The sequence below is a fragment of the Schaalia hyovaginalis genome (assembly GCF_014208035.1).
Classification (GTDB): domain Bacteria; phylum Actinomycetota; class Actinomycetes; order Actinomycetales; family Actinomycetaceae; genus Pauljensenia; species Pauljensenia hyovaginalis.
This window is the reverse complement of sequence record NZ_JACHMK010000001.1, coordinates 983,929-998,224: the sequence shown is the minus strand read 5'-3', so window position 1 is coordinate 998,224 and position 14,296 is coordinate 983,929. Positions and strand designations below refer to the sequence as shown.

13 protein-coding genes are annotated in these 14,296 nt (G+C 66.5%); 2 read left to right on the top strand and 11 right to left on the bottom strand.

Features of this window, described 5'->3' with window-relative positions; genetic code table 11:
* Window positions 1-7: 7 nt before the first annotated feature.
* Entirely contained in the window at window positions 8-277 is a 270-nt protein-coding gene (locus tag HD592_RS04265; protein WP_407822405.1) for a WhiB family transcriptional regulator, read from the bottom strand.
* A 161-nt stretch (window positions 278-438) separates the two neighbouring features.
* Between HD592_RS04265 and HD592_RS04260 the strand changes: the two genes are divergently transcribed.
* A complete protein-coding gene (locus HD592_RS04260) occupies window positions 439-1,215 on the top strand; it encodes a hypothetical protein (RefSeq protein WP_184452161.1) in 777 nt (258 codons plus the stop codon).
* A gap of 104 nt (window positions 1,216-1,319) precedes the next feature.
* Here the strand turns inward: HD592_RS04260 and HD592_RS04255 are convergent, their stop codons facing one another.
* The 3 genes from HD592_RS04255 to HD592_RS04245 form a co-directional block, all read right to left on the bottom strand.
* Entirely contained in the window at window positions 1,320-2,267 is a 948-nt protein-coding gene (locus HD592_RS04255; protein ID WP_303773763.1) for a glycosyltransferase, read from the bottom strand.
* A gap of 3 nt (window positions 2,268-2,270) precedes the next feature.
* The gene (gene rfbB / locus HD592_RS04250; RefSeq protein WP_184452159.1) at window positions 2,271-3,278 is read right to left on the bottom strand and encodes a dTDP-glucose 4,6-dehydratase; all 1,008 of its coding nucleotides are present in this window, start codon (window positions 3,276-3,278) and stop codon (window positions 2,271-2,273) included.
* A gap of 105 nt (window positions 3,279-3,383) precedes the next feature.
* Window positions 3,384-4,403: a glycosyltransferase gene (locus tag HD592_RS04245; protein WP_184452157.1), complete on the bottom strand. Its 1,020-nt coding sequence runs from the start codon at window positions 4,401-4,403 to the stop codon at window positions 3,384-3,386.
* Window positions 4,404-4,572: 169 nt separating this feature from the next.
* Here HD592_RS04245 and HD592_RS04240 point away from each other — a divergent pair, with 169 nt between their 5' ends.
* Complete coding sequence (locus HD592_RS04240; RefSeq protein WP_184452156.1) at window positions 4,573-6,345, top strand: N-acetylmuramoyl-L-alanine amidase family protein; 1,773 nt, start codon at window positions 4,573-4,575, stop codon at window positions 6,343-6,345.
* A 200-nt stretch (window positions 6,346-6,545) separates the two neighbouring features.
* On the opposite strand, the gene HD592_RS04235 is transcribed toward HD592_RS04240, so the two are convergent.
* From HD592_RS04235 to rfbA, 7 genes are all read right to left on the bottom strand, one after another.
* On the bottom strand, window positions 6,546-7,733 hold the full coding sequence (locus HD592_RS04235) for an ABC transporter ATP-binding protein (protein WP_184452154.1): 1,188 nt from the start codon (window positions 7,731-7,733) through the stop codon (window positions 6,546-6,548).
* Between the two features lie 2 nt (window positions 7,734-7,735).
* The gene (locus HD592_RS04230; protein ID WP_343058730.1) at window positions 7,736-8,644 is read right to left on the bottom strand and encodes an ABC transporter permease; all 909 of its coding nucleotides are present in this window, start codon (window positions 8,642-8,644) and stop codon (window positions 7,736-7,738) included.
* A gap of 116 nt (window positions 8,645-8,760) precedes the next feature.
* Window positions 8,761-9,945, bottom strand: a complete 1,185-nt coding sequence (locus tag HD592_RS12140) for a polysaccharide pyruvyl transferase family protein (RefSeq protein ID WP_246429981.1) — start codon at window positions 9,943-9,945, stop codon at window positions 8,761-8,763.
* A 160-nt stretch (window positions 9,946-10,105) separates the two neighbouring features.
* The gene (locus HD592_RS04225) at window positions 10,106-11,074 is read right to left on the bottom strand and encodes a glycosyltransferase family A protein (protein WP_184452150.1); all 969 of its coding nucleotides are present in this window, start codon (window positions 11,072-11,074) and stop codon (window positions 10,106-10,108) included.
* Window positions 11,064-11,990 (bottom strand): NAD-dependent epimerase/dehydratase family protein, encoded by a 927-nt coding sequence (locus tag HD592_RS04220; RefSeq protein ID WP_184452148.1) that lies wholly within the window; start codon window positions 11,988-11,990, stop codon window positions 11,064-11,066. The genes HD592_RS04225 and HD592_RS04220 overlap by 11 nt, the downstream gene beginning before the upstream one ends.
* On the bottom strand, window positions 11,983-13,269 hold the full coding sequence (locus tag HD592_RS04215) for a rhamnosyltransferase WsaF family glycosyltransferase (RefSeq protein ID WP_184452146.1): 1,287 nt from the start codon (window positions 13,267-13,269) through the stop codon (window positions 11,983-11,985). The genes HD592_RS04220 and HD592_RS04215 overlap by 8 nt, the downstream gene beginning before the upstream one ends.
* A gap of 76 nt (window positions 13,270-13,345) precedes the next feature.
* Window positions 13,346-14,212: a glucose-1-phosphate thymidylyltransferase RfbA gene (rfbA, locus tag HD592_RS04210; RefSeq protein WP_184452144.1), complete on the bottom strand. Its 867-nt coding sequence runs from the start codon at window positions 14,210-14,212 to the stop codon at window positions 13,346-13,348.
* Window positions 14,213-14,296 lie beyond the last annotated feature (84 nt).

The window sequence follows — 14,296 nt, the reverse complement described above, 5'->3', positions numbered from 1 at the left end:
AGATGGCTCAGCCCGCCATGCGACGAATCCGGCGCCGCTCCCTTTCGGAGAGCCCGCCCCAGATGCCGAAGCGCTCATCGTTGGCCAGCGCGTATTCGAGGCACTCCTCGCGGACCTCGCAGGATTGGCAGACCGCCTTGGCTTCGCGCGTGGACCCGCCTTTTTCAGGGAAGAAGGCTTCGGGATCCGTCTGCGCGCACAGAGCATGCTGCTGCCACGCGAGGGGACCGTCGACGAGGGCGAAGAGGTCGGCGTCGTCGGCTCCCGACCATGCGATCGGGCCGTCGCCCAGGATGTTCCACACCGCGCCGTCTCCTCACAATTCGTGCATCGATATGAGAATTACACGCGTGTCATACGCCTAAGTCAAGCCGGAAGGAGTAAATGAGAAAGTCTTTGCAATCGCCGATCAGAGGGCGCGCGGCTATTCTTCCGAGCATGACCGACCTGTCGGAATTCGTCACTCAGATCACGAATCGACCGTCTCCCCTGCTTACCGTGTATTCGACGGAGCGCGTCGAGCTCAACGGCGCGGTCGTGGCCCGCTGGTTCGCCAAGATCGCGAATCTCCTCGGCAATGAACTCGGAGCCGACCTCTTCTCCGGAGCCGATCCCGCGGGGGCGCCCGGCGCCTTCCGGATCTCCCACGAGCTCTGGGCGCAGCTCGTGTGGGGCGTCCCCCTGCGCGCGATGGGGTGGACCCCCCTGGGGGCCGAGGAGGAGCCCGGCCCCTCGGATCTGCTCCTCACCGCCGCGATCGACGAATCTGCGCTCGAGGCCATCGGAGCGGGCGCCTGGGTTCTCGCCCAGTCCCGCGAGTACCTCTCCTTCTCCTGGACGGGCTCCCCCCTGCCCGCCGGGGCCCTGGACGCCCTTGCGGAGACGATGGCCCAATCGGATGCCCTGGAGGTCGCTCCCCCGCCGTCCGCCCCCTCTCTCGAGGAGGTCGTGCGCGCATGCGGATCCGCGGACGCCCGGGCGCAGCGCGGGGCGCGCGACGGACGCGATGCGGGGGCCGACGCCGCTTCGACCAGGACGGGGAGGCGCCTGATCACGGTGGACCGGAGCGAGGGCCCCTCCGCCCCGCCGCAGGTGATCGGCGAGTGCCTGCGCGCCTGGCTCGAGGGCGCCTCCGTCGTCCTCGTGGATTCGGCGCTGTTCGGGCCCGAGGAGATCGCGCGGATCGCCGAGGCCGAGGGGGCGGCGTCGGCCTAGCCGCCGCGCACGGGCCTCGTCACCGCCGACGGCGGGTCACCACGGGTAATGGGGGCGGGTCACCACGGGCAATTGGGGAATCCCTGTCGCCGTCGCGCTCGGGCTCACCACAGCGCCGCGAGGCGCGCGCCTGCGAGTTCGAACCCTTCGAGGCGACTGCGGCGGATCTGGGGCCAGCGCGCGAAGAAGGCGAGTCGGGAGGGGAAGGACCCGGATTCGAGGAGGCCCAAGAGGCGCTCGAGATCGCGGCGCTCCCCCTCGGAATAGGTGTTGATCCGCCGCACCGCCCTCGCAGTGAGGATGAACTGCCGCAGGTAGAAGCCGTCCTTCAGCTTCGACACGCGCGCTCGGCGCGCGGCCGTCCCCGAATTCGCGCCCTGAACGTTGCCCTCGTGCTGCCGGTAGTCCAGCGTCGGCTCCGACAGGATGCGCCACCTCAGTCCGATCGCCCGGGCGAGGGCGTAGAGGTACCAGTCGTGAACGCCGATCTCGGAGTAGTCGAGCTCCTCCAGGACCGCGCACAGCCGCGAATGAGCCTCGGGACTGAAGACGTATGTCGATCCCGGGCCCGCCGCTTCGAAGATGTGATCCCACTTCCGCTGAGGACGCGACTTGCGGATGAGGCGACGCGTTCCATCGGCTTCGACGGCGACCACATCCGATGAGCAGACCTCCGCCTCGCCTCCGAGGAGGGGGGCGAGTTCCCTGATGAGCTTGTCGGCGTGCCAGACGTCATCCTGGTCGCAGAAGGCGACGAAGGAAGCATCCGGCACGTGGCGGACGAAGAGATGGAGGAAGTTCGCCGTGACCCCGGGAGGTCCTTGCCGCGGCTCGAGCACCTCGATCCGCGGATCGCGCGAGGCGCGTCCGAGCAGATGCTCCCGGGTGCCGTCCGCCGAGCCGTCATCGGAGACGACGAGGCGGACATCGACGTCGCGCTGCCCGAGGATCGAATCGACCTGGGCATCGATCCACCGCCGACCGTTGAAGGTCGCCATGAGGACGGTGACGCGCGGACGCGATCCCGTCGCGGCGGAGTGTGCCTCGGTCACCGATCAGTGCCCCTCGGCCGCGTACTTCGCCTCGACCTCGTCCTTCAGCGGGGCCCACCAGGACTCGTGCTCGGTGTACCAGGCGATCGTGTCGGCCAGGCCCGAGCGGAAGTCCGTGAAGAAGGGCTCCCAGCCGAGCTCCTCGCGCAGCTTGGTGTTGTCGATCGCGTAGCGCAGATCGTGACCGGGACGGTCGGCGACGTGATCGAAATCGTCTGCGGGGAAGCCCATGAGCTCGTTGAGGATCTCGACGACCTCACGGTTGTTGGTCTCCCCGTCGGCGCCGATGAGGTAGGTCTCCCCGATGCGGCCGCGCTGGAGGATCTCCCACACCGCGGTGTTGTGGTCGCGCACGTGGATCCAGTCGCGCACATTGAGGCCGTCCCCGTACAGGCGGGGGCGCACGCCGCGCAGACGGTTCGTCACCATGCGCGGGATGAACTTCTCGATGTGCTGGTAGGGGCCGTAGTTGTTCGAGCAGTTCGAGATCGTCGCCTCGACGCCGAAGGAGCGCACCCAGGCGCGCACGAGCATGTCGGAGCCCGCTTTCGACGCCGAATAGGGCGAGGAGGGGTTGTAGGGGGTGGTCGGGGTGAACTTCGCCGGATCGTCGAGTTCGAGATCGCCGTAGACCTCGTCGGTCGACACGTGGTGGAAGCGGACCTTGTGCCTGCGCACCGCCTCCAGGAGGGTGAAGGTGCCCACGAGGTTGGAGCGGATGAAGGGCGAGGGATCGATGAGCGAGTTGTCGTTGTGCGACTCCGCGGCGAAGTGCACGACCGCGTCGGCGTCGGCGACGACGCCGTCGACGACGTCGGCATCCGCGATATCGCCCTCCACGATGCTGAGGCGGGCCGCCTGCTCCTGCGTGACGTCCTCGAGGGAGCCCCGATTGCCCGCGTAGGTGAACTTGTCGAGGACGATCACGTCGACATCGCCGTGATCCTCAAGCAGCGTATGGACGAAATTCGCGCCGATGAACCCGGCACCACCTGTGACCACGACCTTCACGACGACTCCTCACGATGACTCGGTCTGTTCCCCCCCCATTATGCCGCACCCCGTTGCTCACGCACGGCGAGCCGGGCCGGTCGGCCCCGATACGGCGATCCTCACTCACTTGACCTGGAGAAGATCGCGGCAGAAGGTGAGAAGGCCCCGGGAGCATCTTCCGTATCGGCCGCTCAGCCCTTCTGCGAGGATCGCGGGGATCCTCTCGATTCGGCCGCTCGGCATGAGCGAGCGAGCGCGCTGATGCCGCGCCGCTTCCGCGATCCGCGCGCGGTCGGACGCGCTCCCCCGCCCCGTGCGCGAGGCGAATTCGGAGGCGCTGAGCGCTCGGACGAGTCTGCGCCTGTCGTCATCGGGATCGGGGGCGAGCATCCGCATGACCCGATGGATCATCGACTCCCGACGAGCGCCGATCTGGTTGTTCGCATGCTGTCGGTACGAGGTGAGGCCTTCGGGGAGCAGGCGCAATGAACGGTCGATCGCGGCGAGCATGCCGAGCCATTCATCGTGGATCCACCCCTCGGGCACCGGCATGGCCGCACGGGCGAAGTCGCCCCTGACCGCCGCCGTCGCACCGGTGACGAGGTTCCGTTTGAGGAGCACGGCGAGCGCATCGCCGCGCTCGAGGTTCTCCCTCTCCCACGCGGAGACGCGGAGCTCGCCCAGGAGCGTCGTCCCCAGGGGCGCCCCATCGGAGTCGATGAGCACGGCGTCCGTGTGCACCAGTTCGACCTCGTCAAGGTGACGGACGAGCCGTTCGGCCTTGTCGCGCGCCCACACGTCGTCTTGATCGCACAGGAGGATCACGTCGCCCGTCGTCGAGGCGATCGCATCCGAGAAGTTGTCCTTGACCCCGAGGGCGGGGCGGTGACGCCGGATCACCAGATCCACCGGAGCATCGGCGAGCATGGATTCGACGATGCGGATCGTCGTCTCATCCGGGGAATCATCCCCGAGGACGATCTCATCAACGGGGAGGGTCTGATCGAGGATCGATGCGATCTGATCGGCGATGAAGGCCTCCCCTCGATAGGTGCACAGGGCGACCGAAATACGAGGAGGCCGCGGGATCCCCGGGAGGGGATCCGCATTCCACCCGGCGCTCTCCGACTTGCCCTGAACCATGCCGCCCTCACCTCGACCTTCAACCGCGGACAGCGGGAACCCTACCGGAGCCCGGCCCATCGGGAGAAGCGGGGCCCGGGCGGGAAGCGGGAGCGCCTACACAATCGCCTCAGTTCATGATAGTTTACATGGGTCCGCCTCAGGCGACTCAAACGAAACAGGAGCATCAATGCGGCGCACCGCTTTCACCCGATTCGGCACCGCCCTCGTTCTCGGCGCGGCTTTGTCCCTCGCCCCCGCGTGCCTGAGCCCGGCCCGCGCCCATCAGGGGATCGCCTCGGCCCCCGCCCATGCGATCGTCCACGAGCCGGCCCGTCCGGCCTCCGCGCTCCGCTCAGCCGCTCCTCCCGCGCCCTCCGGCCAATGGGTGTTCTCGGGGACCTCCTGGTACTGGCTGATGCAGTCCGGCGACTACGCCCGCGAGGCGTGGTACGAGATCAACGCGAGGACCTACTCCTTCGCCGCGGACGGGACGATGAGGACGGGATGGCATCACCTGTCCGGCGAGTGGTACCACTTCGCCGATTCCGGCGCCCTCAGCCGGGGCTGGGTCAACGACCGCGGCACCTGGTACTACCTCGACCCCTCCTCGGGAGCGATGAGAACCGGCCTCCTCAGCGAGTCCGGGTCCACCTACTACCTCGAAGCGAACGGCGCCATGGCGCTTTCCTGGCGGCTGATATCCGGGAGCTGGTATTACTTCGACCCCGATCGCGGAGGCGCGGCGGCGACGAGTCGCATGAGCATCGCGGGAGCCGTCTATTCCTTCAACGCCGAGGGCCGGATGATCACCGGCTGGTCCTCCTCGCCTGAGGGCTGGCGCTACTACGGCGCGAACGGACCCGAAGCGAAAGGATGGCTGAACCTCGGCGCCTGGTACTACCTCGATCCCTCCACGGGCCTCATGCGCACGGGCGAACTCCGCCTGCCCTCGGGCGTCTACTTCCTCTCCGCATCGGGATCAATGGTCACCGGCTGGAACCCCGAAGAGGGCTCGTGGCGGTACTACGACTCCTCGGGGCGCAGATCCTTCGGCTGGATCAGCACGGGCGGCGCCTGGTACTACCTCGACCCGTCGAACGGACTCATGCAGCGGGGGTGGGTCGCGGTGCGGGGCGTCTGGTACTGGTTCGACGACTCCGGCGCCATGGCGACCGGCTCACGGTCGATCAACGGCGAGATCCACCGTTTCGCAGCCTCCGGCGCATGGATCCCCACCGGTCAGACCGAAGCCTTCACCCCCGGTCTCATCATCTCCGACGCGAACATGTTCGACTCCTCGAGCATGACTGCGACATCGATCCAGGCCTTCCTGCAAGCCCGCAACCCCTCCTGCCGGAGTGGAGCCGATGGGACACCCTGCCTGTCGCGCTATCGGGTGACGACGCAGACGATGGACACGCCCTACTGCGCGCCCTACGTCGGCGCAGCGAATGAGACGGCGGCATCGGTCATCGACAAGAGCGCCCGGGCCTGCGGCATCAATCCGAAGGTGCTCCTCGTCATGCTCCAGAAGGAGCAAGGACTCGTGACGGCATCCGGAGCGAGCCTTAAATCCTACGACCCCGACCTGAGTCGCTACGATAAGGCGCTCGGCTACGCCTGCCCCGATTCGGCCCGCTGCAGTCCGACCTACCGCGGCTTCGCGAAGCAGCTGTATCACGCTGCTTCTCAGCTCGTGAAATATGGCGAACGCCCGGAGGCCTTCCGCTACAGGGCGGGAGCAACCTCAGCGATCGCCTACCATCCCAATGCGGCTTGCGGATCATCGCAGGTCTACCTTGAGAACCGGGCGACCGCGGCCCTGTACAACTACACGCCCTACCAGCCGAATGCCGCGGCACTGGCGAATATGCGCGGAATCGGCGATTCCTGCTCCACCTACGGCAACCGCAATTTCTGGAGGATCTACAAGGACTGGTTCGGCGATCCTCGTCGTTGAGCCCGCCTGAGCCCGCCGTGCAGCGGCGACCTCGGCGCCCTGGATCGAGCACCTCGGAGTCCAAGAGAACCCGAACGGCACCGGATGGGCGACCGCGAAGAACTACGGCTACGACCTCGTCTCGATGATCGACGCCTATTTCTGAGCGGGGGCCGGGGCGGGTGCGGCGGGATTCCGGGCGCACCCTGCCAGGGGGTGCATCATTTCGAGACGCTGAGAGTCGGGGTCATGGCGATCGGACCGGTTCCCGCGTAGGGGCCCGCGACGACCAGGTCCCAGGCCCCCGCCTTCCTGTCGAGGGTGCGTCCGACGTGATCGCCGATCCCGACGTTGATCCGGAAGGACCCGTCGCCCAGAGGGAGGTCGGGGATGGTGAAGCTCACTATCGCCGCACCGTCGATGGGGGGCAGAGTCATACCTGCCGCCTTGGAATCGAATCGGAAGAGCGACTGACCGAGATTCGTCTCGATGGAGAAGGCCGCGACCCAGTGGTCGAGTCTCTCCGTCGAGGAGACGTGGATGCGCGCCGACAGGGTCTGGCCCGTCGACACGGTATGCGCGGGCGCCCCCGCCGAGTCGACCACCTCGACCCGGTCGATCGTCACGAGCCCCCTGCCGGGATGAGCGTCACCGGCCTGGAGACGGCGGGCCTCCTTCTCGAAGCCCTCCCGCAGAATATGGATCGCGTCGGGGGTCTCCCCGTCGTAGACGACCTTCCCGTGATCGAGGACGATGCCGCGATCGCATACGGAGCCGACTTGTTCGGCCGAGTGGGACACCAGGACGATGGATCTGCCTTCGCCTTGGAACTCGCGGATCTTGTCCATGCATTTGCGCTGGAAGGGCTCGTCTCCGACGGCGAGGACTTCGTCGACGAGCAGGACGTCCGGATCGGAGTGGACGGCGACGGCGAAGGCGAGCCTCACGTACATTCCGGAGGAGTAGAACTTCACCTGGGAGTCGATGAAGGGCTCGATGCCGGAGAAGGCGACGATCTCATCGAACTTCGCCGCCGTCTCCTTCTTCGACATTCCCAGGATCGAGGCGTTGAGGAAGACGTTCTCCCGTCCGGTGAGGTCCTGGTGGAATCCGGCGCCGAGCTCGAGGAGGGCCGCCATTCTCCCGCGCGTCGTCACCCGGCCCGTGGTGGGCTGGATGATCGACCCCATGACCTTCAGCAGGGTCGACTTGCCCGATCCGTTGTGCCCCATGAGTCCGACGGTCGAGTTGAGGGGGATCGACACCGAGACGTCGTCGAGCGCGGTGAACTCCTCGACGTGCTTGCGCGAGGATCTGATGATGCGCTCCTTGATCGAGGTGTCCCTGTGGAGCTTGAAGACTTTGGAGACGTTCTCAACTCGGACGACATCGGGGAATTGCTGAGTCATGATCACAGCTCCTGTGCGAAGTTGCCCTCGAGTCGGATGAAGATCCGGTGCGTTCCGAAGAGCAGGAGGAGGCCGACGAGGAGGGAGACCCCCATGCGCATGAGCATATGGGAGGGGTAGGGCTGGTCCGCGCCCGCGGCCCAGAGGGATCGTTGGAACCCGAGGACCGCCAGCGTGACGGGGTTCGCGAGATACGCCTCGAGGAGCCAGCCGGATACGGCGTTGGCGACGTAGGCGTAGCTGTAGACGATCGGCGACGCCCAGAAGGCGAGGAAGGTCGCGACCTCGACGAGGTGCTGGATGTCGCGCATGTACACGTTGAGCGCGCTCAGCGCGAGGGCGGCTGCGAGCCCGTAGATGATGAGGAGGAGGATCGCCATGGGGAGGTAGGCGAGTGAGCCGAGGGCCGGGATCTGCCCGGTGACGAGGACGGCGACGACGAGGATGGCGAATTGAACCGCGGAGTTGACGGCCGCAGTCCCCACAGTGGCGAGGGGGAAGACTTCCCTGGGCAGGTAGACCTTCTTGATGAGCCCGGCGTTCGCCACGAGGGTCCCGGTCCCGCCGTTGACCATTTCGAGGAAGAAGCCCCAGGCCGTGAGCCCGGAGAAGACGAAGATCGCGAACTGCGGGATGTTGCGGGCCACGCCGAGGAACTGGCCGATGACGATGAAGTAGATGAGCAGTTGCGCCAAGGGCTTGACCATCGACCAGGCGAATCCGACGCTCGAGTCCTTGTACCGGGCTTTGAATTCGCGGTTGATCAACAGGCCGAGCAGTTCGCGGCGCCGCCAGATGTCGAGGAGCGCGGTCCTGGTTCCGCGGATGGCGCCCTTCTTGTCGCCGAGCTGCTTGAGCGGTTCGAGCGCCAGGCGTTGCGCGCGTTCTTCAACGATGGTCTGTGAACTCACCACTGAAGTATTCCACACGGTTCGCGTGCTGCAGCGGAGGTGAAGCGGTGAGATGCGAGTCGGAGCGGGTGACCGGGATGCGGCCTCCACCGTCCGTGTCCGACGGCTCGCCCGGCTCAGGGCCTTCTCCTCGTCCTTCCCCTCATGGTCTTCTTCGCGGCTGCCAGGAGTTCGCGGGTGCTCAAGGGACGTTCGAGCTCCTCGATGAGGCGCGCATTGCCCGCCCTCTCGCCCTCGAGGAGCAGGCGCAGCGCATCCCGTTCGGCGCTGGCGTGAATGAGGCTGTTGATGAGCATGTCCCGGCCGGAGAGCACGTGGGACACCTGCTCGAGGCGCAGCTCCCATCGCGTCTGCTCGGGATCGGCGGACATGGGGGCGAGGACGACCCGTTCCGCGAGCCGGTCCTTGAGGATCCGTGCGATCGCGGAGTACTCGTCGACGACTCGAGTCGCGTCCTCGCGTCCGATCCTGGCGATCTCCTCGCCCATCGACCCCGCATTCGCAATGGCGCGCTCGAGTGAGTCGTCGTCGGTGAAGAGCAGGTCCCCGAGCCCGCGGTCCTCGAGATAGGCGCGGACTTTCGGCTGCCCGTAGGAGATGAAGGGGATGCCGGCTGAGAGGGCGAAGAGCGTGAGGTGCAGGGAGGAGGCGACGATGAAGGACATGCGGGCGACTGCGCCGCGCAGTTGAACGGGAGTGAGCGCCGTTGAGAGCCATACGTTGTCCCGATCGCCGATGGGCAGGGCGCTGAGGAAACTCGCGTCGTGGAGGTACCTGGTGAAGGGGATCATCACCTTGCGCCCGGGAATCCCGTTGAGGCGGGTGATCAGCGAGGGGACGTCCCGCAGGGAGGAGGGGACGACGTGAATGCCGATGAGGGCCTCATCCCCGGGCAGGTCGACGGAGCGGTCATCCGTCGGCAGGGCCATCGTCGGGCACGGCAGGACGGCTGCGGACGCCCCTGAGCGGGCGAGCACATCGGCTTCAACGCGGGTCCTGGCCGAGACGAAGTCGTAGCCCCTCAAGTAGTCGAGGTCGTCGGCGTCCTGCCATACGCCAACGGCGGCGAGGACTGTCGCCTCCTCTTGACGGAAGCGGTCGTAGAAGAGGCTCCCAGTCGGGCGGATCAGCTCCCCCCCGCCGATGAGGACCGAGGAGTAGGACTGCTCGGAGGTGGCGAAGAGATCCACCGGGACGACGTCGTCGACTCCGTGATGGGCGAGGAGGCTCCGGTTCGCAGCCAGCATCGCGATGTCGCCGACGTTGTCGGAGAAGGAATCGAAGAGGATTCCCACACTCATGCTGCGGCCCTCCGGAAAGATGCACGAAAGACGCGACGCTCGTTCAAGCGACGTGCCAGGCGCTCGCGCGGGGATGTCAGTCGATCATAGCGCACGGCGGAAGGTCGACGAGGTGTTGTGAGCGTGGAGCGGACTCCACGATCACGCGGCCTGGGGCCGTTCAGCCCCCGTAGCGCTTCAGGGGCGAGCGGACTCCCCGCCTCACGCCGCGCCAGCGCTGGATGTGATAGGCGGGATTCACCGCCAAGCCCCAGAGCTTGCGCTTGACGGACAGCTCGCGGTCGCGGACGAGTCGTGCGGCATCCCTGAGGACTCCGCCGACGACCATGCGCGTCACCGTTGTCATCGAGGGCATCGCGACCTCGATGCCGACTTCGCGCAGGCCCTGAGTCTCCTCGAACATGCGATCGTCGTATTCCCTGACGCTCAGCTCGTTGGAGTGCAGCACCAGGGCCCTGGGCGCATAGGCCTTGATGAGGCCCGCGTCGATGACGTCGCGCCCGAGGAGCTGGTCCTCCGCATAGGAGACGTCCCGATAGGGGATGTCCCCCGTGAGGATCGATCGGCGGGCCGCGGAGTTGACGTCGGAGTAGAAGGTGACGGCGTTGCGCACGCCCTCATCGCGGATGAAGTCGTCGTCGTAGAACAGGGTCGTCCCGTAACCGGGTCCGAATCCGGAGAACATCGTGCGGATCTCATAGCGCAGCAGCGGGAAGGCGTCGGGGCGGGGGGCTTGGGCCCCCATGACGGCGACGATCCTGTCGCTGATCGCGAAGGGCGCGGTGATCTCGTGGAGCCACCGGTCATGGGCGGGGGTCGCATCATGGGTGAGGTAGACGACGATCTCCCCCTTGGCGAGGTGGGCGGCGAGGTTGCGGGTCTTGCCGTGCCCGAATTCGCTGTTCGGGATCTGATGGAGCCTGACCCCCGGGTGCTTCGCGATGATGTCGAGGGTGGAGTCCGTCGAGCCCGAGTCGATGACGAGGGTTTCGAATCGTCCTTCGTAGCGCTGCGCTTCGAGGGAGGCGAGGATCTCGTCGATGTGCTGCTCACCGTTGTAGGTGAGGATGACGACGGTCGCGTCGATCTGCTCGGTCGTGCCGATCTGCTCGCTCGTATCAGAAGCCATGGTCTTGGATCTCCTGCCAGGTTCGCATGATCCCCTCGTCGAGCCCCGTCATGGTGAAGGGCCCGAACTCCTCGGTGATCCGGGTGATGTCGAGTACTGATCCGTGCACATAGGTGGAGGGCGTGGGGAGGTGCTCGATCCGCGGCTTCGCCCCCGTCACCCGGATGATCGAGTCGACGATCTCATTGACGCTCGTCGCGCGTCCCGAGCCGAGGTTGTACACATTGGAGGCGGCCCCCTTCGTCACCATCGTCGCGACGATCCGGGCGAGGTCATTGACGTAGATGTAGTCGCGGTACATCGTGCCGTCGCCCATGACCGTCAGGGGCTGGTCGTTGAGGATGCTGCGCAGGAAGATCGGGATGATCCCCTGTCGCTTGTGGGGGTTCTGCCTCGTCCCGTAGGGGTTGGCGATCCTCAGGATCGTCGATCTCAAGCCGTGGGCCCGCTCGAAGAAGCCCATGTAGTTCTCGATCGCGACTTTGCCGATCCCGTAGGGCGACACGGGCGCGGTCGGATCGTCCTCACGGAAGGAGGCCGCTGAGCGATCCCCGTACACGGTGCCGCCGGAGGAGGCGAAGTAGAGGTGCTCGACCCCCTCGTCGACGCAGATCTTGAAGAGTTCCACGGAGCCGAGGATGTTCGTTCGGATGTCGAGAGTCGGATCGTTCTCGGCGGTGGCGGGGTCCGTCGTCGACAGGAGGTGGAGGACGATCCGGTGCCCCCTCACCGCACTGCGCAGATCGCCGACGTTGAGGAAGTTCCCGTCGATGACGCGGATCCCCTCCGAGGTCCAGTGGATGTCGCCGGTGAACATGTCGAAGGCGGAGATCCGGTGCTCGGGATTCGCGGCGAGGGCGTCGACGATGTGGGAGCCGAGGAAGCCGTTGCCGCCGATGACGAGGATGTCAGCCACGCATTGCCTCCTCGAAGGCGCCGATGAATTGGCGGCCCGAATCCTCCCAGGAGAGGTCTCCGACGGATCGGGCGGCGAGTCGCGAATGCTCGACCTGCTCGGGGTCGTCGAGGATCTCGATGATCCGCCTGGCGAGGGCGCCCGCCGACAGGGGGGTGTAGGCGATGTTCGGATTGTCGGAGACGAGGCGGTTGTTCGGCGCGTCGTTGACGACGGGGATCGTCCCGCAGGACAGGAGTTCGAGGGGCAGCAGCGACATGTTCGTCAGCGACATGACGAGGGCGGCCGCGCACTCGTTGTAGAGGGGGCTGAGCTCGTCGATCGTCATGGCCCCGTGGTTGACGTAGTCGAAGGGGATGTCCCAGTCCGCAACATTCCACCCCGCCATGTGGATCCTCGTGCGGGGCCGGAGGCGCTTGACCTCGGCGAGGGCCATGATCCCCAGTTCGAATCCGCGGCGGGTCGTGACGGGCCTCGCGTAGAAGAAGACGTCGTCGCGCCGCGAATCGTTGCTCCGTTCGTAGAGACCGGGGTCGGTCGCGAAATCGAAGGGGTGCGTCGTCATCATGTAGTCGTCGGAGAGCTTCTTCGCGAGCCATCGGCCGGCGGTGAAGCCCTCGAATCCGAAGCGGTAGGAGTTCTCCGCGAGTTGATTCTCAGACCCGACGGGGTAGAAGGAGGGCTCGAAGTCCTGGACGAAGTAGCAGCGCTTGGCGTCCGAGGGGTCGAGGTAGGCGGGGTAGGCGGTCTCCCAGCCGGTGGCGAACAGGGCGTCGACGTCCGGACCGACGCCGACCTCGGGCCGGTACGCCTCGATGGAGGCCTTGAGATCCGGGTAGGCGACGGATGCGGAGAGCATCTCGCGCAGGGCCTCCATGTCGATGGGCATCGGGTCGGTGGAGTAGAGGAAGATCTTCACGCGATGGCCCGCCCCTTCGAGGAAGGAGAGGAATCGGAAGATGTTCTGGTGCCCGCCGGAGGATTTCCCGGGCGGGGACATGATCCACGCAGTGGTGTACGGGCCCTCGCCGAGGCGACGGGGGTGTTCGCGCCACGGCGGCGTCCTCGTCCAGTCCACCGCTGCGGCATCCGTGAAGGAGACGAGCATGTGGAGTGGCCTGCGCCTGGGGTGCCCCTTGGCGGGGGCGGACGGGCGGGGCTGCGAGAGGCGGGATCCGAGGCCGAGGAAGAGGCGGGCGGCCGTCAGACGCGCACCGTTCTTCTTGAAGTAGGCGGCTCCGCGTCTCGCATAGCTCCCCACGCTGTCAAATGCAGTCATGAAGGTCATCCTATCCGCCCGACCGATGTTTCAAGCCATCGGCGGCGCACCGACCCTGCCTCCGCGCCGTCCGCGGTCAATCCCGGTTGAGAAGATCGAGGAGGTATTGGCCGTATCCGGACTTGACGAGGGGTTCGGCGCGTTCGCGCAGCCCCTCGTCGTCGATGAAGCCCATGCGCCAGGCGACCTCTTCGGGGGCGCCGATCTTCATGCCCTGGCGCGCCTCGACGGTGCGCACGAATGCGGTGGCGTCGGCGAGGGAGTCGAAGGTGCCGGTGTCGAGCCAGGCGGTGCCCCTGGGGAGGACCTCGACCTTGAGCCTGCCGGCCTCCAGGTAGGTGCGGTTCACGTCGGTGATCTCATACTCCCCGCGCGCCGAGGGCTTGAGGTTCTTCGCGATCTCGACGACGTCGTTGTCGTAGAAGTACAGGCCGGGCACCGCGTAATTCGACTTCGGATGAGCGGGCTTCTCCTCGATGGACAAGGCGGTGAAGTCCTCGTCGAATTCGACGACGCCGTAGGCGCTCGGATCGGACACGTGGTAGGCGAACACGGCGCCCCCGTCGGGGTCGACGTGGCGACGCAACTGGGTGCCCATGCCCGGCCCGTAGAAGATGTTGTCACCCAGGACGAGGGCGGCCGCCTCGGAACCGATGTGCTCGGCGCCCAGGACGAAGGCCTGGGCGAGGCCGTTGGGCACCTCTTGAACCGTGTAGGTGATGTTCACGCCCAGTTGCGAGCCGTCCCCCAGGAGGCGGTGGAAGCTGGGGGCGTCGTGCGGGGTCGTGATGACCAGGACGTCCTGGATGCCTGCGAGCATGAGAGTCGACAGGGGGTAGTAGATCATCGGCTTGTCGTAGACGGGGACGAGCTGCTTGGAGGTCCCCAGAGTGATCGGGTTCAAGCGCGTGCCCGAACCTCCGGCGAGGATGATGCCCTTCATCGTGCGGCTCCTTTTCAGCGTCAACGGGTCGTGGGGGTCGTGAAAACCATTATGCCCAGCTCGGGTGGGGGCCGGACCCGTCGG

Bases quoted from the DNA above. Each gene is read 5' to 3' on its own strand.
- HD592_RS04235 (WP_184452154.1), bottom strand. From the start codon at position 7,733: ATGACTCAGCAATTCCCCGATGTCGTCCGAGTTGAGAACGTCTCCAAA.
- HD592_RS04245 (WP_184452157.1), bottom strand. From the start codon at position 4,403: ATGGTTCAGGGCAAGTCGGAGAGCGCCGGGTGGAATGCGGATCCCCTC.
- HD592_RS04215 (WP_184452146.1), bottom strand. From the start codon at position 13,269: ATGACTGCATTTGACAGCGTGGGGAGCTATGCGAGACGCGGAGCCGCC.
- HD592_RS04240 (WP_184452156.1), top strand. From the start codon at position 4,573: ATGCGGCGCACCGCTTTCACCCGATTCGGCACCGCCCTCGTTCTCGGC.
- rfbA (WP_184452144.1), bottom strand. From the start codon at position 14,212: ATGAAGGGCATCATCCTCGCCGGAGGTTCGGGCACGCGCTTGAACCCG.
- HD592_RS04225 (WP_184452150.1), bottom strand. From the start codon at position 11,074: ATGGCTTCTGATACGAGCGAGCAGATCGGCACGACCGAGCAGATCGAC.
- HD592_RS04260 (WP_184452161.1), top strand. From the start codon at position 439: ATGACCGACCTGTCGGAATTCGTCACTCAGATCACGAATCGACCGTCT.
- HD592_RS12140 (WP_246429981.1), bottom strand. From the start codon at position 9,945: ATGAGTGTGGGAATCCTCTTCGATTCCTTCTCCGACAACGTCGGCGAC.